Consider the following 19,446-nt stretch of genomic DNA (forward strand, 5'->3'; position numbering starts at 1 on the left):
CCGCCCGCCCGGCTTTTCGCCGGTCCGCGCTGCCACTCGCCCGCGCTCATGATGACCCGTCAGTAAGTGGTGGCACCGGATGACTTGACGCGCTGACCGCCAGTGGTCATCCTCGACGCATCTTGAGTGTGGTCATGACAAATAGGTCGCTCCCGGGCTCCCGCGTCCGGAGCAGGCCGATGCGTCGGCCGCGCCTTCCCGCTGACCGAGGGACGTGGGGCTGTGACCCGTACGAAGCGCTCGCACCGCCGGCGTAGGCACATCACCGTCACGTCGCTCCTGCTGCTCGTGCTGGCCGTCGTGCTGGGACCCACGCCGAGCTCCGCGGCGGGCGGCGACTGGTGGGAACCGACGGCGCGTCCCACGCCGGACTCGGGCGTCAACGTCACCGGCGAGCCCTTCACCGGCACGGCCGCCGACGGCGAGGTGCGCGGCTTCGTCGACGCGCACGACCACATCTTCTCCAACGAGGCCTTCGGCGGACGCCTGATCTGCGGCAAGCCGTTCTCGGAGCAGGGGATCGCCGAGGCGCTCAAGGACTGCCCCGAGCACTACCCCGACGGCTCACTCGCCGTCTTCGACTTCATCACCAAGGGCGGTGACGGCAAGCACGACCCGGTCGGCTGGCCCAGCTTCGAGGACTGGCCCGCCCACGACTCCCTGACCCACCAGCAGAACTACTACGCGTGGGTCGAACGCGCCTGGCGCGGCGGCCAGCGGGTCCTGGTCAACGACCTGGTCACCAACGGCGTCATCTGCTCCGTGTACTTCTTCAAGGACCGCAGCTGCGACGAGATGACCTCCATCCGCCTCCAGGCGAAGCTGTCGTACGACATGCAGTCCTACATCGACGAGATCTACGGTGGGCCGGGGAAGGGCTTCTTCCGCATCGTCACCGACAGTGCCCAGGCCCGTGACGTGATCAAGCAGGGCAAACTCGCGGTCGTCCTCGGGGTCGAGACCTCCGAGCCGTTCGGCTGCAAGCAGGTCCTGGACATCGCGCAGTGCAGCAGGGCCGACATCGACAAGGGCCTGGACGAGCTGCACGCGCTGGGCGTGCGCAGCATGTTCCTGTGCCACAAGTTCGACAACGCCCTGTGCGGGGTCCGCTTCGACTCCGGCGCGCTCGGCACGGCCATCAACGTCGGCCAGTTCCTGTCCACGGGCACCTTCTGGAGGACCGAGAAGTGCACCGGTCCGCAGCACGACAACCCCATCGGCGGCGCGACGGCGGCCGAGGCCGAGAAGAAGCTCCCGGCGGGCGTGGCCGTCCCGTCCTACAGCGCCGACGCCCAGTGCAACGTCCGCGGGCTCACCGACCTCGGGGAGTACGCCGTACGCGGCATGATGCAGCGCGGGATGATGCTCGAGATCGACCACATGAGCGTCAAGGCCACCGGCCGGGTCCTGGACATCTTCGAGGCCGCGTCCTACCCCGGCGTGCTCTCCTCGCACAGCTGGATGGACCTGGACTGGACCGAACGGGTCTACGGGCTCGGCGGGTTCATCGCTCAGTACATGCACGGCTCCGAGGGCTTCGTCGCCGAGGCCGAGCGCACCGAGGCGCTGCGCGACAAGTACCGCGTGGGCTACGGCTACGGCACCGACATGAACGGCGTCGGCGGCTGGCCCGCCCCGCGCGGTGCGGACGCGCCCGACAAGGTCACCTATCCGTTCACGAGCGTCGACGGCGGCTCGGTGATCGACCGGCAGACCACCGGCCTGCGGACCTGGGACCTCAACACGGACGGAGCGGCCCACTACGGCCTGGTCCCCGACTGGATCGAGGACATCCGGCGGGTCGGCGGACAGGACGTCGTGGACGACCTCTTCCGGGGGGCCGAGTCCTACCTCGACACCTGGGCGGCCTCGGAGCGGCACCGGCCGATGACCGATCTGGCCAAGGGAGCGACCGCGTCCGCGAGCTCCTCGGAGTGGAGCCTGTTCACGAGCTACAAGCCGCACCGGGCCGTGGACGGTGACAACGGCACGCGCTGGGCGAGCGACTGGAGCGAGGACCAGTGGTACCAGCTCGACCTGGGCTCCACCCGGACCGTCCGGCAGGTCACCCTCGACTGGGAGCGGGCCTACGGCACGGCGTACCGCGTCGAACTCTCCACCGACGGCGTGAACTGGCGCACCGCCTGGTCCACGACGGCGGGCGACGGCGGTCTGGACACGGCCCGCTTCTCCGCCACGCCCGCCCGCTACGTCCGCATCCACGGCCTTGAGCGGGCCACCGACTGGGGCTACTCCCTGTACGAGGTCGGCGTCCACGGAAGCTGAAGCCGGGCGCACGGAGGAACTCGCCGGACTCGGCGGCCGCAGGGCCCGTGGTGTACGTGGAGGCGGAGTACTTCGGCGGTCCGGGCGAGCGGCGGGCCGCCGGGTGGGACGGCGGCGGACTGGTGTTCCGACCCCGTCATGTGGGGGAGGGTGAGCCCTCCCCGCCGGCCGGCAGCCCGATCTGCCAGGCGCTGCGGCGACTGTGTGTCGTGACCGGCGCCGGCGAGGACGAGGTCCCGGCCGTCGGGCTGCACCGGCATCGCGACGACGCGCCGTGGATCGGCTGACGGCCGCCCGGCGCGAAACCCGGCCGCGCGACGACCGCCGCACTCCGCTCCCGCCGGAGCCGAACGGGTACGGAGATGATCCCCGGCCACTGCTCTCCCTCGACGTGCAGGGACCGCTCAACCCGCATGCGACCGAACCGGAGCAGCGACCCGACGACCGCACCCGTCCTCGGCCTCTCGGACCTGCCCCTCGTCGGCTTCGGGCCACGCCGGTGGCCGGTCCTTCGCGTGGGTGGACGACGAAGAGGGGAGCCGGTCCAGGCGTACATGGCGGCACGCCACTCCACGCCCCGACCCGTCGTGCCCGGGCGCTCGGCAGGCCGCCGAGCGAGCGCCTTCGGGGGAGGCCCGGGGCTTGGGGAAAATCATGAGCGAAAAAGTGGACGGTGCGTTCATATTCTGCTTATATGGACTCAACGTTCACTTCCTGTCCGGAGGAGACTGATCATGAACACCACCCCTGACACCACCCCCCGTGTCGCCCTGGTCACCGGCGGCTCCGGCGGCATCGGCAGGGCCGTCGTCGAGCGGCTCGTCGAGGACGGCTTCGCCGTCGCGGTGCACTACGCCGGCAACGAGGCCAAGGCCGACGCCATCGTCGAGGAAGTCACCGCGTCCGGCGGCCGGGCCGTCGCCGTGGGCGGTGACGTCGCCGACGAGCACGCGATGGAGGCCGCCTTCGACGCCGTCGAGACCGCGTTCGGAGGGATCGACGTCGTGGTCAACACCGCGGGGATCATGGTGCTCGCGCCCATCGCCGAGCTGAACCTGGACGATCTCGACCGGATGCACCGCACGAACATCCGCGGCACCTTCGTCGTCGCCCAGCAGGCCGCGCGCCGGGTCCGCCGCGGAGGCGCGATCATCAACGTCTCCACGTCGGTCACCCGCACCCAGCTGCCCGCCTACGGGGCGTACGTCGCGAGCAAGGCCGCCGTGCAGAGCATCTCGCTGATCCTCGCCCGGGAACTGCGCGGCAAGGACATCACCGTCAACACCGTCGCACCCGGCCCGGTCGCCACCCCGCTCTTCCTCGAAGGCAAGGACGAGGCCACCGTCGCCGACTTCGCCAAGGCCACCCCGCTGGAGCGGCTGGGTGAACCCCGTGACGTCGCCGAGACGGTCGCCTTCCTCGCCGGCCCCGCCCGCTGGGTCAACGGCCAGACCCTCTACACCAACGGCGGTCTGGCCTGACCCGGCCCGGCCGCGCACGGCGGCCATGTCCCCTCGCCGTTCCGCCACCACAGCCCTCACCGCAGGAGAAGAACCATGTCATCCGTCGTCCTCATCACCGGTGCCGCCACCGGCATCGGCAACCTGACCGCCCGCGCGCTCGCCGCGGCAGGCCACACCGTCTACGCCAGCATGCGTGACGCAGGGGGCCGCAACGCCGGGCGCGCCGGGGAACTCCTGGAGCTGGCCCGCCGCGAGGGGCAGGATCTCCGCATCGTCGAGCTGGACGTGCAGTCCGACACCTCGGCCGAGGCGGCGGTCGCCACCGTCCTCGAGGAGAGCGGCCGGCTCGACACGGTCGTCCACAACGCGGGACACCTCTACGTCGGATACGTCGAGGCGTTCACCCCGGAGGACATCCGGCGCCTGCTGGACATCAACACGCTCGGCATCCAGCGCGTCAACCGCGCCGTCCTGCCGCACATGCGCTCCCGCCGCTCCGGCACCCTGCTCTACGTCGGCAGCACCACCTCCGTGGTCGTACCGCCGTTCCTGGGGCCCTACGTCGCCTCGAAGGCCGCCGCCGACGCGCTCGCCCAGGTCACGGCGTACGAGGTGGGACGGTTCGGCATCGAGACCACGATCGTCATGCCCGGTCCCTTCACCCGGGGGACGGAGCACTTCCCCAACGCCGACCGCGCCGGTGACGCCGAACGCACCCGTGCCTACGCCGAGTTGGACGCGATGGTCGCGCGCAACGAGGAGGCCACCGAAGGGCTGTTCCCGCCCGGCGTGGACGCGCACCCGCGTGCCGTCGCCGACGAGATCGCCCGCGTGCTCGCCCTGCCGGCCGGCACCCGCCCCTTGCGCACCGTCGTCGACTTCAGCGAGGCCGGTGTGGAGCGGGTCAACGAGGTGCTGCGACGGGCCCAGCAGGATTTCGTCACCCGCCTCGGCTTCGGTGAACTCCTCCACGTCGAGCCCGGGCCGGCATCCGCGCCGAACGCGGACCGTACCCCTTCCTAGACTGGTCCGGTCCCGATCGAGCGAGGGAGTGACGACGTGACGAAGCAGGCCGAGGACGGCGCCGGGCGTCCGGCCCGCGGGCGGGGGCGCCGCCCGGCCGACGAGGTGCGCGCGGACGTCTTCCGCGTGGTCGGGGAGATCCTCATGAAGGAGGGGATCTCCGATCTGACCTTCGAACGGGTGGCCCGTCTGTCCGGAGTCAGCAAGACGACGCTGTACAAGTGGTGGCCCTCCAAGGGCGCGCTCGCCCTGGACGGCTACTTCCACGCCGTGGAGGAGACGCTCGCCTTCGAGGACACGGGCGACGTCCGCGCCGATCTGACCCGTCAACTGCGGGCGTTCGCCCGCATCATGACCGAGAGCCCGGCCGGCCGGGTGGTGACCGAGCTGATCGGCCAGTCGCAGACCGACGAGGACCTGTCCGCGGCCTTCCGTTCCCTGTACTCCTCCGGGCGCCGGCGGCTGGCGGGGGAGAGGTTGCTGCGTGCCAGGGAGCAGGGACAGATCCGCGCGGACGTCGACGTCCAGGTCCTCGTCGACCAGTTGTGGGGCGCCGTCTACCACCGTCTGCTGATCCCGGACGAGCCGGTGACCGAGGACTTCGTGCTGGCCCTGGTCGCCAACGTGATGGACGGTGTCGCCCCCCGGTCCGTGGACCGCCCGTCCGGCTCCTGAGCCGCAGGGCCCGTGGGCCCCGAACGCCTTCGGCCGGCCTCGGTGACCGGCCGGGCCGACGGCGGTCGTTCGGCGGTGCCGCTGTCCGTGCCGGCGCGAGCCGCCCCTTCGCCGCCCCCGCAGGCCCGATGGGCCCGCTGCCGGCCCCGCCGCCCCGCCGGCTCCGCCGCCTCAGTCGACGAGGACGCCCGGGTTGAGGACGCCCCGCGGGTCCAGGGCGTCCTTGGCGGCGCGCAGGGCGAGCGCGAAGGGCTCGGGGCGCTGGACGTCGTACCCGGGGCGGTGGTCACGGCCGACGGCGTGGTGATGGGTGATGGTCGCGCGGTACCGGTGGAGAACCTCGCAGGCGGCTGCCTTGATCTCGTCCCACACGGCGACCTCGGCACCGGGGCGTCCGGCGACGGCCACGGTGAAGTAGGGGGCCGCACCGTCCGGATACACGTGTGTCAGGCGGCAGTTGACTGTGGCCCGGTGCCCGGTGGCCTTCAGCGCGGCGGCACCGACCTCGGTGCGTACGGCGTCGACCAGGTCGGCGAGGCGGTCCCAGGTGGCGGCCGTCTCGAAGGTCTCCACCACGGCGCCCATCCGGGCCAGGCCGTCACGCAGGTAGGGCATCCGCAGGAACGCCGAGCGCCATGCGCTCACGGCGGCGTCGGCCCGGGCGTCACGCCCGGCCGCCGGTTCGTCGCCGGCACCGCCCTGGCCGCCGTGCGCGCGGGCCAGTTCCCACGCCCCGGCGAGGCGGTCCCCGACCGGGGAGGTGGCGGACTCGAAGCCCAGCACCAGGACGGAGGAACCGTCCTGCGACGCCCCGGACAGCAGTGCCTCACCGGGATCGAGCAGGCGGCAGTTGGCCGGGGCGAGATCGGACCGGGCGAGGGCGCGCACCGCGTCCAGCGCCCGGTGGAAGTCGGCGAAGGCGACGGACGTCGACGCCTTGAAGCGGGGACGTTCCTGCAGGCGCATCCACGCTTCGGTGATGACCCCGAACGCTCCCTCCGAACCGAGGAAGAACCGGTCGGGCGACGGACCGGCCCCGGACGCGGGCAGGCGCCAGGACGTGCCGGATCCCGCGGGCGTGACCACGGTCATGCACTGCACGAAGTCGTCGATGCGGGTGCGCCCCGTGGCGTAGTGGCCTCCGGCGCGAGTGGCCAGCCAGCCGCCCAGGGTGGAGAACTCGAAGCTCTGCGGGAAGTGGCGCAGCGTGAGCCCGTGGGGCCGCAACTGCCGTTCCAGTGCGGGTCCGCGCGCACCCGCCTGGATCCGGGCCGAGCGGCTGACCGCGTCGACCTCGAGGACCCGGTCCATCGCGGTCAGGTCCAGGGACAGCACGGCGCGGTGGGTGTCGCCCCGGTACTCCACACCGCCGACCACCGAGGTGCCCCCGCCGAACGGGACGACGGCCACACCCTGTTCGCCGGCCCAGTCCAGCAGGTCCGCCACGTCCTGGTCACGGAGCGGGTGGGCGACCAGGTCGGGGATCCGGCCCGGCCGGCCGCGCAGGGCCCGGGCGACGTCGCGGTACGCCTTGCCCATCGCGTGGGCGGCTCGTACGCCCGGGTCCGCGCTGACGAGGTGGGCCAGCCCGGCGGGCGGTGCGACGCCGGGGCGGCCGATGCGCAGGTCGGCGATCCGCGGCGGGGGCAAGGGGCGTGCGTGCGTGCCCGGCAGGAGGGCCCCCAGGGCGGTGCACTCCGCGTCACCGGGGTGGGCGTCGGCGTAACCCCAGCCCCACCACGAGCGGGTGCGGGCGGAACCGGTCGGGGACGGCGCGGCGGACGAGGACATCTGTGTGCTCCCGACGGGACGCAGGAAGTTACCCGGCGGAAAATTACCCTAGGGTAATATCGCTGGCATGCCAACGGTTCCGTCCCGGGCCGGCACCAAGAAAGTGCCCAGGGCCGCTCGCGAACGACAGATGCTGGCGGCCGCCACCGAGGAGTTCGGCCGCCGCGGCTACGAGGCCACCACCATGGCCGCCGTCGCCGCCCGGGTGGGCGTCACCAAGCCCCTGCTCCACCAGTACTTCGGCAGCAAGCAGGACCTCTACCTCGCCTGTCTCGACCCGATCGGCACCCGCCTGCTGGACGCCGTCCGCACCGCCATGACCCGACCCGCCCCGGGCGCACCGCCCACGCCCCTGCGCGTGCTGAACGCCCTGTTCACAGCCCTGGACGGACAACGCGAGGCATGGTTCGTCCTCTACGACCCCACCCTGCCGCCCGGTGGCTTCGCCGCCCGGCGTGCCGCGCACTACCGCGACGCCATCGACGACCTGGCCGCCCTCGGCACGGCCGACCTGCTGCGCACCGCGGGTTGCGCCGACCCCCTCGACGCCGACGCCCTCACCTACGCGTGGCGCGGCCTGTGCACGGCCCTGGTCCGCTGGTGGGTCACCCACCCGGACCAGACACCGCAGGCCATGACGGAACGTTGCGCACGCCTCTTCACGGCGGGGAGCGGTCTCTTCGCCGCGGACGAGGGGGACAGGCGAGCCGTCTGACTCGGCGGGAGCGCCCGCGCTGTTCAGGCGCTCGTGCATCACGCGCGAGCCCCGACTCGCCCGAGATTCACGGTCGTTCCCGAAATGGCCCCGGCCCGCCGTGCGTTGAGCAGGGCATGACTCAACGACCCACGCCCCGCTCGCTGACCGATGAGGACGCCTCGAAGCTGCTCGCCGGGCAGCAGTTCGGCACGCTCGCCACCGTGAAGCGCAGCGGCCACCCCCATCAGACGACGATGGTGTACAGCTGGGACGCCGCGTCGCGCACCCTGCGCTTCTCCACGACGGCCGACCGCATCAAGGTGAAGCACCTGCGTCGCGACCCGCGTGCGTCGCTGCACGTGCAGGGTGCAAACGTGTGGTCCTTCGCCGTCGCCGAAGGAGAGGCCGAGATCTCCGAACCGACCACGGTTCCGGGCGACGCGGCCGGCCGCGAGCTGCTCGCCATGATCCCCGACTTCGCGAAGCCCGAGGACGAGGACGCGTTCCTGCGGCAGCAGGTCGCCGAGCGCCGCGTGGTGATCCGGCTGAAGGCGAACCGCCTCTACGGCACGGCGATCGACGTCGACGGCTAGGGCCCGTCTGGCAATTCGCGCCGTCGCCCGGAGGCAGGAGGGAACTGTCAGACAGGCCCTAGGACTCCCGGAGTCGCGCTCCGGACCCGTGACCGGTGTCGGAGCGTCGGTCACCGGGCAGTTCCCCGGGCGGCCCGGATGGTTCACATACTCATCCCATAACCTCGTGCGTGAGAGGTCGTACGCCCTGAGGAGGTTCTGGTGCCCGGAAGAGGCCCGCGGTTGCTCGCCGGAGTCCTGGCCGCGGTGTGCTTGCTGCTCGTCGGCCCCAGCGCACCGAACGGTGCCCTCATCGGCAGCTCCGCACCGCTCGAGGCCGCCCGGGACGTCGTACCCCACCGGGTCATGACGTGGAACATCTGCAACCCCTGCGAGGTCGGCGACGTCGAGCGGGCGGCGGAGATCGCCGCGTACGCTCCGCAGGTCGTCGGCATGCAGGAGGCGTGCGTCCGGGACGTCGAGAGGATCCGCGACTATCTGGAGCACCTGCACGGGCTGGTCTACCACGTCGAGTACGGGTCGGTCCTCAGGAGCTGGGGGCGCTGTGGTGGTCTGCCGTGGAACCCCGGGGGCTTCGGCCAGGCGATCCTCTCGGCGGCCCCCATGTCCGGCCTCGTCACCGCCGAGTACCCCGACGGCGGGTCCGAGGACCGCGGGTACATGGCGGTCACCACGACCGTGGGCGACCGCCCGGTCAGGGTCTTCAACACCCACCTCGCGCAGCGGCGCCAGGAAGAGGTGCGCGCGAACCAGGTCGGGGTCCTCGCCGAAGAGGTGGCGCGGCACGACCGGGCGATCGTCCTCGGCGACTTCAACGCGGTGCCGGAAGCACCCGAACTCACCGGGATGTGGGCCCTGGCCACGGACACCGACCCCGAGTGCCGCCCCGAACCCACGGGCACGTGCCGGCCGACCACCGACTGGCAGAGCAAGTTCGACTACGTCTTCCTGCGCGGCCTCGCCCCCCGCGACCACCAGGTCCACCCCACCCCGGCCTCGGACCACCACGCGGTGTACGCCGACCTGGACCTGCCGCGACGAGAGGGCGGGCGCTGACCGGCGCAGGACGACAGCCGAGCGCCGTACGCGGCCACCGACATCCGGGTCCGGTCGGTCCCCGCGAGGGAAACGCGCTCGCGCTCGGGCGCCCGTGGGGCCGAGACTCGGTGCATGGGTGACATGGGGCAGTTCGAGGAGGCGGTGGCCGCGTGGGCGGTGGGCGACTCCGGCGGGCCCGCACGCGAACTGGCGTCGCACCTGCGTGTGCGGGTCGCCGTCCTGCTCGAGGGACAAAGCGACGTGGCCGCGGTCAACGCGCTGGCGGCCCGCCGGGGCCGGGACCTGGCGGCCGAGGGGACCTGCGTCCTGTCGATCGGCGGAGCCATGAGCGTCGGGCGCTACGCCCGCCTCCTGGGCTCACCCGGACTGGGCCTGCGCCTCACGGGACTGTGCGACGAGGCCGAACGCGGCTACTACGCCCGCGGTTTCGAGGCGGCCGGGGCGGCACGGCGCGACTTCTTCGTCTGCGCGGCGGACCTCGAGGACGAACTGATCCGCGCCCTGGGCGTGGCGCGCGTGGAGGAACTCGTCCGGGAGGAGGGGGACGGGCGGCCCTTGCAGACTTTCCTGCGTCAGCCCGCCCAGCAGGGCCGCGCTCCGCAGCAGCAGTTCCGGCGGTTCCTCGGGACGAAGAAGGGCCGCAAGATCCACTACGGTCGCGTCCTGGTCGAGGCGCTCGAAGCGGGCCAGGTGCCGGAACCGCTGGAGCGTCTGCTCGCCGTGCTGTGAGGCAGCCGGCTCCGTGGCGGCCGCACCAGCCGTTCCCGCCCGCACCGCACCGCACCGCTCCGGCCCGCGCCGTCCTCGCCTACGCCGTCGCCCGCGCGGTCCGTGCCTCGATCGCGCGGAGTACCGCGACCATGTCCTCACCCCCGTGGCCCCGCCGTACCGTCTCCTCGTAGAGGGCGTGGCAGACGTCGAGGAGCGGGGAGGCCAGGTCGGCCTTGCGGGCGGCCTCCGCGATCAGCCGGTTGTTCTTCAGCACGTCCGCCGCTGCCGCCTGGACCGAGAAGTCACGCTCCAGGAGCTTCGGCGCCTTCCCCCGGGAGACGGCACTGGCCATCGGGCCGGCGTCCAGGACGTCCCGCAGCAGTCCCCGGTCCAGCCCCTGCCGCTCGGCGAAGTGGAAGGACTCCGCCAGCCCGGTGACCACGGTGATCAGGAACAGGTTCACGGAGAACTTCATGAGCAGTGCGCCCGGGACGGGCCCGCACGCGAACGTCTCACGGCACACGGGGGCGAGCAGCGGCCGCACGGCCGCCACGGCGTCCTCGTCCCCCGCCAGCATCCCCACCAGCTCACCCCGCTCGGCGGGCACGCGGCTGCCGGAGACCGGGGCCTCGGCGTACCGTCCGCCCGCGGCCCGGATGTCGTCCTGCAGGGCACGGGAGTACTCGGCCGAGGTGGTGCCCATGTGGACGACCGTGCGGCCGGCGACGCGTGCGCCGAAGGCCGGGGTGCCGCGCCCCAGCACCGCGTCGACGGCGGCCTCGTCGGCCAGCATCAGCAACACCGTGCGCGCCCGGTGGAACACCTCCTCGGCGCTCGCCGCCACGTCGGCGCCGGCCGCGCGCAGCGGCTCGCATCGCCCGGGCGTGCGGTTCCACACCAGCAGCCGCGTCCCGGCTCGGACGAGGTTCAGGGCCATGGGCTGTCCCATGACCCCCAAGCCGATGAAACCGACGTCCATGACGCACCGCCCTTCCGCCCGCTCCGAGAACAGGCCGTCGCCGAGACCCTCGACTATGACAGCCGTCATAGTAGCCGTCGTCATGACGGCGGTCATAGGGTGGACCGGGGACGGGACAGCGAGCGTGGTGGACGGAGGACGGCGATGGCGGAGCGCGCACGGGGGCCACGCGAGCGGATGGTCTTCAGCGCCGCCCAGCTCATCCGGCGCGAGGGAGTCGTCTCCACCGGCATGCGCGAGGTCGCCGTCGACGCCGGCGCGCCTCGCGGTTCCCTCCAGCACTACTTTCCCGGCGGCAAGACGCAGCTGGTCGACGAGGCGGTGGGCTGGGCGGGCGGTTACGCGGCCGAGCGGGTCGCCCGGTTCCTGGACGCCCTGCCCGAGCCGACCCCCGGTGCACTGTTCGCCGCGATGGTGCGTCAGTGGACGGACGAGTACGAGACGGCCGGGTTCGCCGGTGGCTGCCCGGTCGCGGCCGCCACGGTCGACTGCGCGGAATCGGCCCCCTCCACGCGCCGGGCCGCGTCCGCCGCCTTCGGCAGGTGGACCTCGGCGGTCGCCGACGCCCTGAGGGCGATGGGCGTGCCGGGGGAGCGGGCCGGCGGACTCGCCACGCTCATGATCAGCAGCCTGGAGGGGGCCATCCTCCTCGCCCGGGCCGAGCAGGACGTAGGCCCTCTGACGACCGTGGCCCGGGAACTGGGCCCCGTGCTCGACGCGGCGGTCGCGTCGAACGACGACTGAGGTTCCCGGGAACGCCGCACCGCTCACTCGGACCGGGTACCGCTCACTCGGGCCAGTCGGAGCCGGTGATGACGTCCACGAAGTCGACGCGGCGGAAACCGGGCACGAAGTGCGCGAGCACGTCCGCGTTCACGGTGCCGAACGTGGTCGCCGGGCGGTGCCGGAACCCCTCCGTGAACGCCTGCAGGATCTGCCGCTTGAAGTCCGGGCGCGGGTGGGCCGCGGTGACCTCGTCGATCTGGGCCCGGGTGAGGTTGCCCAGGTTCAGGCCGAGCACGTCCGTCTCCACCCCCGCGGTGGTGGCCGCGATCTCCGGCGCCAGCTTGTAGGGCACCTCGGGCGTGGTGTGCAGCGCGACAGCCGTCCAGACCGTGTCGGCGTCGGACTCGGACAGCCCGTGGGTCAGGGCGAACGCGCGGGCCTGGTCGGCGCCGTCCATCTCGAATCGCTGGTCGTCGCTGCGGTAGGGCTCGACCAGCCCGGTGTCGTGGAACAGCGCCGCCACGTACAGCAGTTCGGGGTCGGGACGCAGGCCCAGCACCTCGGCCTGCAGGCTGCCGAAGAGGTACACCCGCCGGGAGTGGTGGAAGATCAACGGCGGGGTGGTACTGCGGATCAGATCCGTGGCCTCGCGGACGAGCGTGCTGTCGGGGACGACGACACCGGCGATCTTCTCACTCATGACGGTTCTCCTTGGCAGAGGTGGTCGGTGCCTCCACCCTCCGTCGGCCGGCGCCCCCGCGTCCGCTACCGGATGGCCGTCAACCCCTCACAAACGGCCATGCCCGCGCGGCGGCGGTCGCGGCCGGGCCTCACCGGGAGCCCTGAGGGGCGCGCGAGCCGGGACCCGTCGTGGTGAAACGGCGCTGGTATCTCGTCGGGGAGATGCCCAGATGACGGGCGAACGCGCGGCGCAGGCTCTCGTAGCTGGGGAAACCGGATCGGGCTGCCGCCTCCGTCGCGTTGTGCCCCGAGTCCAGCAGGGCCTTCGCCATGTCGAAACGGATCAGCTCCACGTACCTCATGGGCGTCGTGTCCAGCTCCGTGCGGAACATGCGGGTCAGGTGCCGGGGACTGACCCGCACGCGCGCGGCGAGGACCTCCAGGCTGTGATCGGCGGTCGGATCGGCCTGGACGGCGTCCTGGACCTGGCGCAGCACCGGCGTCTGCGGGGCCGGCCCCTGCAGGGACGCCGAGAACTGCGACTGCCCGCCCGCCCGCTGCATGTACACCACCAGCGACCGGGCGACGCTGCGGGCCAGGTCCGCGCCGTGCTCCTGCTCCACCAGGGCGAGGGCGAGGTCGATGCCCGCCGTGACCCCGGCAGAGGTGTAGAGGGAGCCGTCCCGGACGAAGAGCGCGTCGGGCTCGACGCGGGCCGTGGGGCAGCGTCGCGCCAGCAGCTCGGTGTGCTGCCAGTGGGTCGTGGCCCGCTTGCCGTCGAGCAGGCCCGCCGCGCCGAGGACGAACGCGCCGGTGCAGATCGAGGCGACCCGGCCGGCCTGGGAGGCCAGTTTCCGCGCGGCGGCGGCGAGGTCCGGGTCGACGTGGCCCTCAGGGATCCGGTCGCCCCCGACCACCAGCAGGGTGTCGAAGGCGGGGGCCGTGGTCACGTCGGTGTCGACGGGCACCCGGACGCCGATGGAGGAGGCGACCGGGCGGCCGCCGGCCGACACGATGGTCAGCCGGTAGCGGGCGCCGAACCGATTGGCCTCGGTGAAGACCTCGGCCGGCCCGGACAGGTCGAGCATCTTCATACCGTCGAACACCAGTACACCGATGCTGTGCTCGCTCGGCTCCATCGTCCTCACCCTCGGCCTCCCGGCTCCCCGGCGGAAGCACGTACCGTACATTCTCCTCGCTCTGCGGGCGGCTGTGCCGGGCCCCTGCCGTCGGTACGGCGGTCCGGTCGCGGTCGTCACGCCGTGTGGTGCGCGAACGCCGCTCGTGGGCGGCGGGGCCCTGGGACACCTCGCGGGCGAGGACCCGGCGCAGGCGCGCGCAGCTCGGGAAGCCCGCGAGGAGCGCGGCCTGCGCCGAGTGGACAGCTCGTCGCACGTGGGCCGGGGGAGGTGGCACGGGCTGATGCCCAGGTGCCCGGCGAGGTCACCCGCCGACGGGTGGACCGTGCCGCCCCGGGCGTAGGGCGTCGGGTTCCATTCGCGTCCCCGGACGACGTTCGTCGCGCTTGTGCGTCACCGTCCGGTGCGTCGTGGCGGGCCTGCCGTGGAGCGGGTCCGCGGCGCCGAGGCGACGCCCCGGTGCAGACGGACGCCACCCGGACCGCCCCGGGAGCGCCCGCGTCGCTTCGACGGGGTCGCGGCCGACCGGGGCGCGCGGGTGGACGTCACCGCCCGGCACCACGAACGCGCCGGTGCCCGCTCCGCTGCCGCCGTTGCGTCGACCGCGACCCCGATGCCGGCCGTCCGGGTGCCGGAGGGCTGAGACCACCACGGCGGGCCGCCCCCGTGCCCGCCCGGCGGCCCGCCGCGGTGGCCGGTCCAGCGTCACCTTCACGCGGGGCCCCGGACGCCCGGCCGTGCTCGGGCTCGTCCGATCGGCGAACGAGGGACGCCGAGGACGGCCTGACGGCCGGTCAGAGGTCGAACTCGTGCGGGGGCAGGTCGAGCGCGTAGCACGCCTCGCGGACCACCGCCTGCTCGTCCTTGTCGAAGTCGCCGTCGGCGCCGCCGATGACGATGCCGATCTGGATGACGGCCCGCGCCTCGGCCGGCTTCTTCTTCGCCTTGGCGATCTCCTGCATGACGCCCACCTTGCCGAAGTCGAAGTCGGCGGCGAGTTTGTCGAGGTTCTCCTCGAAGCGACGGCGCAGGTCGTCGGCGGGGAAGTTCTGCAGGACCTCGTTGGTGGCGATGAGCTGGGCCACCCGCCGCCGCTCGGACGGATCGACGGAGCCGTCGGCGGCGGCCACCAAGGCGCACACGGCCATGCTCGCGTCGCGGAACGCGCCGCTCTTGAGGTCGTTCTTCTTCGCGACGAGCTGGGTCTGCATCGCCGAGGCGGACTCCTTGAGGCGGTCCCACAGTGCCATGAGTGAACTCCGTGAACGTGTCGGTGATTTCTACAGCACTGTAGAAGCTATCAGGTGGTGCGGGGTCGTGTGCCGCAGGAGGTCGGCCGGGCGGCTCGGACCGGTGCGCGTTCGCGGACCGCAGGGGCACCTCGCGGGCCGGACCCGGCCCGTGACGGGCTGGTATTACTGGGACATGCATGAAGAGACCGCGCAGGCCGCGATCGACACGTTCATCTCCGCCTTCAACGCCTCGGACGACGGCTATGTGACCGATCTGCTGTCGCAGGCACTGACCTCGGACGTCGTCTTCTGGGGGCCGCTGGGGCGCAGTGAGGGCATCGAGGCGGTCGAACGGTTCGTGCGGGACATCCGGCGCCACCCGGCGGGGACCGGCACGATGGTGCGCTGCTCGGCGGTCGACATGCCCGACGAGTGGGCCCGGTACCAGTGGGTGTTCACCACTCCGGGCGGAGGTCCCCGCCTCGTGGGCACCGACGTGGTCCATCTGCGCCGGAGCCTCATCGACCAGATCATCGTCTTCGCGGGCGAGATCGAGCCGTCCGCCCACTGAGCCGCCCGTGCGACGCCGTCACGGGGTCAGCGGTCACGGGGTCACGGGGTCACGGGTGCCAGGGTGCCGTTGGGACCGCAACGTACTGTCCAGGGGGTCTGTGACGGGACGAGATTCTCGTGGATACGGATGTCGACCCGAAATGCGGGGCGGTTGCCGGGGATGTGGGCGTGGGCAGCGGTGCAGGCGAGTTGGGCGACGGCGGTGACGTCGAGGTCGCCGCTGCTGACGGTGCCGGGGACGTAGAGGTCGACGGCGCCGTTGGTGGGGGTGGCGGTGAGCTGGCCTGCCATCGGGGGGACCTGTGTGGTCAGGCCGCGTTCGCGTTCGGCCCGGGTGGGGCCTTCCAGGAGGAGGTCGAGCGCCTGCTGGGGGCTGAGCGGTCGGTCGGTGGGCCGGTTGACCGCGCGCAGGCCGTAGGGGCCGGCGAAGTAGAGCTGGACGTTGCGGGCTTCGGTGCCGGGGCGCTGGATGCCGGAGGCGGGGGGTCCGGCGGGGACGGGACCGGTGGGGCTGATGCCGCAGCCGGCGGCGGTCAAGGCGGTCAGGCCGACTGCCAGGGCGGCACGGGCACGGGTGCGCGCGTTCATCGAGGTTCCGGCGGGGTGGGGTCGAGGGGCAGGGTGAGGGTGAAGACGGCTCCAGCGGTGGACGCGTTGGCGGCGGTCAGGGAGCCGTCGTGGAGAAGGGCGTTCTCGTGGGCGAGGGCGAGGCCGAGGCCGCTGCCTTCGGAGCGGGTGCGGGCGGTGTCGGCCTTGTAGAAGCGGTCGAAGACGTGGGGCAGGGCGTGGTCGGGGATGCCGGGGCCGTGATCGGTGACGGTGAGGATCGCCCGGTCGTGCTCGGCCCGCGCCCGGACGGTGACGGGCGGGTGGCCGTGGCGCAGGGCGTTGCCGACGAGGTTGGCGAGGATGACGTCGATGCGGCGGGGGTCGGCGTGAACGGGGACGGGTCGAGTGAGGTCGGTGGTGACGCGGGCGTCGTCGTCCCAGCCGCGCAGCCGGAGGGTTTTGCCGATCAGGGTGCGCAGGTCCACGTGCTCGGGGGACAGGGGGGTGGTCTTGGCGTCGAAGCGGGAGACTTCCATCAGGTCTTCGACCATGCGGGCGAGGGTGCGGGTCTCGTCGCTGATGAGGCGGACGGCGTCGGCGGTGTCGGGCGGGAGGGTTCCGGAGGCGGCGTCCTCGTCGAGGACTTCGGTGACCGCGGTCATCGCCGCGAGCGGGGTGCGCAGTTCGTGGGCGACGTCGGCGGCGAAGCGGCGCGCGCCGGCCTCCATACGGCGCAGTTCCGCGTCGTCTCGTTGCAGGGCCGCGGCCATGGTGTTGAAGGTGCGGGTGAGGTCGGCGAGTTCGTCGTGGCCGTCGGTGTGGAGGCGGGTGCCGAGTTCGCCGGCGGCGATGCGTTCGGCGCCGTCGTGGAGCCGGCGTACGGGGCGCAGGACGCGGCGGGCGGCGAACAGAGCGGGGACGAGGGCGAGAGCGAGTGCGGGAACCGCGCCGGCTTGGGCGGCGGTGAGCAGGGCGGTGATATCCGCCTGGGCGTCGTCGAGGGGGAAGGCGGCGTAGACGGTCAGTCCGGGGGGCCGGGACGGGCTGTCGGGCCGCGCGGGGTCGTCGGCGTACGAGACGGGCATGGCGAGCGCGAGCCAGGGACGCCCGTCATGCTCGACGCGCTGGTAGGCGGCGTCGGCGTCGTCCCTCACCGCCTGGCGGAGCTCACTCGGGGGCGGTGGGGACCCGGAGGAGGCAATGACGAGGGGACCGTCCTGGTAGGAGGCGGAGGTGTGCCAGGTGTGGGCGCCGCCGGCCTGGTCGAGCTGCAGTGTCAGGTCCCGCAGGTCTTCCGTGCGGGGCGGGAAGGGCAGACCGGGGGCGAGGGAGTCGAGTTGGGCGCGCAGGTCGGCGACGGCGTTGTCCTGGGTGCGGTCCAGGATCGCGGAGCGGGCCTGGTGGAAGGTGAGACCGGCGGTGAGCAGCGACCCGAAGGCGACGGCGGCCAGGAAGGCGACCACGAGCCGCACCCTCAGCCCGCGCGGGACGCGGAGCCGAAGGGTCATGCGACAGGCCCGAAACGGTAACCGAAGCCCCGTACGGTCTGCACGTACACGGGCGCGCGGGGGTCGTCCTCGAGCTTGGCCCGCAGGCGCATCACGCAGGCGTCCACGAGGCGGGCGTCGCCGTAGAAGGAGTGCTCCCAGACCTGCTCCAGGAGCTGCGGACGGCTGTAGACCTGGCCGGGGGTGGCGGAGAGGAACAGCAGGAGTTTGAGTTCGGAGGGGGCCAGGGCGAGTTCGGTGCCGTTCCTGGACACGATCAGCGCCGTGCGGTCCACGGTCAGGTCGCCGTGCCGTTCGTCAGCGGCGGGGGCGGGTTCGGCGCGCTCGCGGTCCTGAGCGGGGGCGACCCGGCGCAGGACCGCCTTGATCCGTGCCTCCAGGACTTCACCGCCGGCCGGCTTGACGATGTAGTCGTCGGCCCCTGCCTCCAGGCCGATCACCGTGTCGATGTCGTCGCCGCGGGCGGACAGGATGATGATCGGCACCTGCTTGCTCTCCCGGATGCGCCGGCACACCTCCAGGCCACTCATCCCGGGCAGCATGAGATCGAGCAGGACGAGGTCGGGCCGGTGGCGTTCGAGCGCGAGCAGTCCGGTCTCACCGCTGGCCGCGACCTCCACCCCGTGTCCGCGGCGCCTGAGCGCGAGGGTGACGCCCTTCTGGACGGCGATGTCGTCTTCGATCAGCAGGACTCGTGCCATGGCGGGGGTGCTCGTCTCCTGTCGTCGAAGGGCTTCGGTGTCTGTTCGACCAGAGTGCTCGAAGCGTATGACGACAGGTTCCGCTTTTCGTGATGAAACGATGACGCCCTGCCGCCCTCGTCGCCCGGACCGGTTCCGTCGAAGGCATGAACGATGCGCAGCACAGCAAGGTCGGAGCCGGGTCGAGCCGCCGGTCGAGCGGTACGACGGGGCGCGGGGCAGCGGCCGGGAGGAGCGGCTTCGTACGCCTGGCCGTGGCGGTCACGGCCGGCCTGGCCCTGACCGGGAGCGCGGCCCTCACTCTTCTCGACAGCGGCCACCGCCCTGGACGCCCCGCGAGCGGGACCGCCACCGGCGACCGGGGTGCGACGCCCAACGACGCCCTGCCGCACCCCTCGGTGGACATGACCATCGTCCGTGAGTCCGAGGACCCCGGGAAGACCGTGAACATCACCCTCGACGACGGCCCGGATCCCCGCTGGACCCCGAAGGCGCTCGACCTCCTGCGGCAGCACCGGGCCAAGGCCGTCTTCTGCCTGACCGGCCCCGTCGCCGCGGCCCACCCCGACCTCGTACGGAGGATCGTCGCCGAGGGGCACCGGCTGTGCGACCACTCCGTCCGCCACGACACCGCCATGGACACGAAGCCGGTCTCCTACCAGGCCGAGGAGATCCTGGACGCCAAACGGATGATCGACACGGCGTCCGGAGGTGCACGCGTCTGGTACTACCGGGCCCCCGGCGGTGCCTTCACTCCCGAGAGCCGCCAGATCGCCGCCGCCCACGGCATGCGCAGCCTGGGATGGAACGTCGACCCCAGCGACTACGAACAGCCCGGCACCGACCGGATCGTCCGCGCGGTCCAGGCGCAGATCGCCAAGGGACCGACCGTCCTCCTCCACGACGGCGGAGGCGACCGTGCCCAGTCCATGCAGGCCCTGGAGCGGCTCCTGCCCTGGTTCACCCAGCAGGGCTACGCCTTCAGCTTCCCCGAGGCCGGCTGACCGATTCCCCCGCCCCCTCGGCGCCCGGCCGCCGCGACGAGGCCGTACGCCCCCCA

General features: G+C 72.6%; 20 protein-coding genes. 12 read left to right on the forward strand and 8 right to left on the reverse strand.

The genetic code is table 11. The annotated features are described in order from the left end of the window. Positions 1-222 precede the first annotated feature (222 nt). The 5 genes from Q5694_RS02900 (at position 223) to Q5694_RS02920 (ending at position 5,447) form a co-directional block, all read left to right on the forward strand. Positions 223-2,286, forward strand: a complete 2,064-nt coding sequence (locus tag Q5694_RS02900; protein ID WP_333930355.1) for a discoidin domain-containing protein — start codon at positions 223-225, stop codon at positions 2,284-2,286. 47 nt (positions 2,287-2,333) lie between these two features. Next, positions 2,334-2,573 (forward strand): hypothetical protein, encoded by a 240-nt coding sequence (locus Q5694_RS02905; protein WP_333930356.1) that lies wholly within the window; start codon positions 2,334-2,336, stop codon positions 2,571-2,573. 447 nt (positions 2,574-3,020) lie between these two features. Beyond that, positions 3,021-3,767 carry an SDR family oxidoreductase gene (locus tag Q5694_RS02910; RefSeq protein ID WP_333930357.1) on the forward strand — a complete coding sequence of 249 codons (747 nt, stop codon included), beginning with the start codon at positions 3,021-3,023 and terminating at the stop codon, positions 3,765-3,767. 75 nt (positions 3,768-3,842) lie between these two features. Next, the gene (locus Q5694_RS02915) at positions 3,843-4,772 is read left to right on the forward strand and encodes an SDR family NAD(P)-dependent oxidoreductase (protein ID WP_333930358.1); all 930 of its coding nucleotides are present in this window, start codon (positions 3,843-3,845) and stop codon (positions 4,770-4,772) included. A gap of 36 nt (positions 4,773-4,808) precedes the next feature. Next, the gene (locus Q5694_RS02920; RefSeq protein WP_333930359.1) at positions 4,809-5,447 is read left to right on the forward strand and encodes a TetR/AcrR family transcriptional regulator; all 639 of its coding nucleotides are present in this window, start codon (positions 4,809-4,811) and stop codon (positions 5,445-5,447) included. Positions 5,448-5,618: 171 nt separating this feature from the next. On the opposite strand, the gene Q5694_RS02925 is transcribed toward Q5694_RS02920, so the two are convergent. Next, positions 5,619-7,238: an FAD-binding oxidoreductase gene (locus Q5694_RS02925; RefSeq protein ID WP_333930360.1), complete on the reverse strand. Its 1,620-nt coding sequence runs from the start codon at positions 7,236-7,238 to the stop codon at positions 5,619-5,621. A 67-nt stretch (positions 7,239-7,305) separates the two neighbouring features. On the opposite strand from Q5694_RS02925, the gene Q5694_RS02930 reads away from it, so the two are divergent. The 4 genes from Q5694_RS02930 to Q5694_RS02945 all read left to right on the forward strand — a co-directional run bounded on the left by Q5694_RS02930 (position 7,306) and on the right by Q5694_RS02945 (position 10,316). After that, positions 7,306-7,953, forward strand: coding sequence for a TetR/AcrR family transcriptional regulator (locus Q5694_RS02930; RefSeq protein WP_333930361.1), 648 nt, complete (start codon positions 7,306-7,308; stop codon positions 7,951-7,953). Positions 7,954-8,069: 116 nt separating this feature from the next. Further along, complete coding sequence (locus Q5694_RS02935; protein ID WP_333930362.1) at positions 8,070-8,528, forward strand: PPOX class F420-dependent oxidoreductase; 459 nt, start codon at positions 8,070-8,072, stop codon at positions 8,526-8,528. A 198-nt stretch (positions 8,529-8,726) separates the two neighbouring features. Next, positions 8,727-9,584: an endonuclease/exonuclease/phosphatase family protein gene (locus tag Q5694_RS02940; RefSeq protein WP_333930570.1), complete on the forward strand. Its 858-nt coding sequence runs from the start codon at positions 8,727-8,729 to the stop codon at positions 9,582-9,584. Positions 9,585-9,698: 114 nt separating this feature from the next. Further along, positions 9,699-10,316 carry a TOPRIM nucleotidyl transferase/hydrolase domain-containing protein gene (locus Q5694_RS02945; RefSeq protein ID WP_333930363.1) on the forward strand — a complete coding sequence of 206 codons (618 nt, stop codon included), beginning with the start codon at positions 9,699-9,701 and terminating at the stop codon, positions 10,314-10,316. 79 nt (positions 10,317-10,395) lie between these two features. On the opposite strand, the gene Q5694_RS02950 is transcribed toward Q5694_RS02945, so the two are convergent. After that, positions 10,396-11,277, reverse strand: coding sequence for an NAD(P)-dependent oxidoreductase (locus Q5694_RS02950; RefSeq protein ID WP_333930571.1), 882 nt, complete (start codon positions 11,275-11,277; stop codon positions 10,396-10,398). A gap of 144 nt (positions 11,278-11,421) precedes the next feature. Between Q5694_RS02950 and Q5694_RS02955 the strand changes: the two genes are divergently transcribed. Then, positions 11,422-12,021 (forward strand): TetR/AcrR family transcriptional regulator, encoded by a 600-nt coding sequence (locus Q5694_RS02955; protein WP_333930364.1) that lies wholly within the window; start codon positions 11,422-11,424, stop codon positions 12,019-12,021. Between the two features lie 43 nt (positions 12,022-12,064). Here Q5694_RS02955 and Q5694_RS02960 read toward each other — a convergent pair whose 3' ends face one another. The 3 genes from Q5694_RS02960 to Q5694_RS02970 all read right to left on the reverse strand — a co-directional run bounded on the left by Q5694_RS02960 (position 12,065) and on the right by Q5694_RS02970 (position 15,073). Further along, on the reverse strand, positions 12,065-12,703 hold the full coding sequence (locus Q5694_RS02960; RefSeq protein WP_333930365.1) for an HD domain-containing protein: 639 nt from the start codon (positions 12,701-12,703) through the stop codon (positions 12,065-12,067). Positions 12,704-12,833: 130 nt separating this feature from the next. After that, on the reverse strand, positions 12,834-13,823 hold the full coding sequence (locus Q5694_RS02965; protein ID WP_333930572.1) for a GlxA family transcriptional regulator: 990 nt from the start codon (positions 13,821-13,823) through the stop codon (positions 12,834-12,836). Positions 13,824-14,617: 794 nt separating this feature from the next. Continuing rightward, complete coding sequence (locus Q5694_RS02970; protein ID WP_333930366.1) at positions 14,618-15,073, reverse strand: tellurite resistance TerB family protein; 456 nt, start codon at positions 15,071-15,073, stop codon at positions 14,618-14,620. Between the two features lie 175 nt (positions 15,074-15,248). Between Q5694_RS02970 and Q5694_RS02975 the strand changes: the two genes are divergently transcribed. Continuing rightward, positions 15,249-15,626, forward strand: a complete 378-nt coding sequence (locus Q5694_RS02975; RefSeq protein ID WP_333930367.1) for a nuclear transport factor 2 family protein — start codon at positions 15,249-15,251, stop codon at positions 15,624-15,626. A gap of 41 nt (positions 15,627-15,667) precedes the next feature. Here Q5694_RS02975 and Q5694_RS02980 read toward each other — a convergent pair whose 3' ends face one another. From Q5694_RS02980 to Q5694_RS02990, 3 genes are read right to left on the reverse strand one after another with little or no spacing between them, the layout of a single operon-like run. Then, positions 15,668-16,216, reverse strand: a complete 549-nt coding sequence (locus tag Q5694_RS02980; protein WP_333930368.1) for a hypothetical protein — start codon at positions 16,214-16,216, stop codon at positions 15,668-15,670. Then, on the reverse strand, positions 16,213-17,685 hold the full coding sequence (locus Q5694_RS02985; RefSeq protein ID WP_333930369.1) for a sensor histidine kinase: 1,473 nt from the start codon (positions 17,683-17,685) through the stop codon (positions 16,213-16,215). The genes Q5694_RS02980 and Q5694_RS02985 overlap by 4 nt, the downstream gene beginning before the upstream one ends. Next, on the reverse strand, positions 17,682-18,386 hold the full coding sequence (locus Q5694_RS02990) for a response regulator transcription factor (protein WP_333930370.1): 705 nt from the start codon (positions 18,384-18,386) through the stop codon (positions 17,682-17,684). Before Q5694_RS02990 ends, Q5694_RS02985 begins: the two co-directional genes overlap by 4 nt. A 146-nt stretch (positions 18,387-18,532) precedes the next feature. Between Q5694_RS02990 and Q5694_RS02995 the strand changes: the two genes are divergently transcribed. After that, positions 18,533-19,390 carry a polysaccharide deacetylase family protein gene (locus Q5694_RS02995; RefSeq protein ID WP_333930371.1) on the forward strand — a complete coding sequence of 286 codons (858 nt, stop codon included), beginning with the start codon at positions 18,533-18,535 and terminating at the stop codon, positions 19,388-19,390. The last annotated feature ends 56 nt before the right edge of the window (positions 19,391-19,446 follow it).

It is taken from the genome of Streptomyces sp. AHA2 (genome assembly GCF_036857595.1).
Taxonomy (GTDB): Bacteria; Actinomycetota; Actinomycetes; order Streptomycetales; family Streptomycetaceae; genus Streptomyces.

Coding starts and splice junctions, on each gene's coding strand:
- Q5694_RS02935 (WP_333930362.1), top strand. CDS start 8,070: ATGACTCAACGACCCACGCCCCGCTCGCTGACCGATGAGGACGCCTCG.
- Q5694_RS02975 (WP_333930367.1), top strand. CDS start 15,249: ATGCATGAAGAGACCGCGCAGGCCGCGATCGACACGTTCATCTCCGCC.
- Q5694_RS02960 (WP_333930365.1), bottom strand. CDS start 12,703: ATGAGTGAGAAGATCGCCGGTGTCGTCGTCCCCGACAGCACGCTCGTC.
- Q5694_RS02985 (WP_333930369.1), bottom strand. CDS start 17,685: ATGACCCTTCGGCTCCGCGTCCCGCGCGGGCTGAGGGTGCGGCTCGTG.
- Q5694_RS02950 (WP_333930571.1), bottom strand. CDS start 11,277: ATGGACGTCGGTTTCATCGGCTTGGGGGTCATGGGACAGCCCATGGCC.
- Q5694_RS02945 (WP_333930363.1), top strand. CDS start 9,699: ATGGGTGACATGGGGCAGTTCGAGGAGGCGGTGGCCGCGTGGGCGGTG.
- Q5694_RS02915 (WP_333930358.1), top strand. CDS start 3,843: ATGTCATCCGTCGTCCTCATCACCGGTGCCGCCACCGGCATCGGCAAC.
- Q5694_RS02910 (WP_333930357.1), top strand. CDS start 3,021: ATGAACACCACCCCTGACACCACCCCCCGTGTCGCCCTGGTCACCGGC.
- Q5694_RS02965 (WP_333930572.1), bottom strand. CDS start 13,823: ATGGAGCCGAGCGAGCACAGCATCGGTGTACTGGTGTTCGACGGTATG.
- Q5694_RS02970 (WP_333930366.1), bottom strand. CDS start 15,073: ATGGCACTGTGGGACCGCCTCAAGGAGTCCGCCTCGGCGATGCAGACC.
- Q5694_RS02925 (WP_333930360.1), bottom strand. CDS start 7,238: ATGTCCTCGTCCGCCGCGCCGTCCCCGACCGGTTCCGCCCGCACCCGC.
- Q5694_RS02995 (WP_333930371.1), top strand. CDS start 18,533: ATGAACGATGCGCAGCACAGCAAGGTCGGAGCCGGGTCGAGCCGCCGG.
- Q5694_RS02990 (WP_333930370.1), bottom strand. CDS start 18,386: ATGGCACGAGTCCTGCTGATCGAAGACGACATCGCCGTCCAGAAGGGC.
- Q5694_RS02955 (WP_333930364.1), top strand. CDS start 11,422: ATGGCGGAGCGCGCACGGGGGCCACGCGAGCGGATGGTCTTCAGCGCC.
- Q5694_RS02980 (WP_333930368.1), bottom strand. CDS start 16,216: ATGAACGCGCGCACCCGTGCCCGTGCCGCCCTGGCAGTCGGCCTGACC.
- Q5694_RS02930 (WP_333930361.1), top strand. CDS start 7,306: ATGCCAACGGTTCCGTCCCGGGCCGGCACCAAGAAAGTGCCCAGGGCC.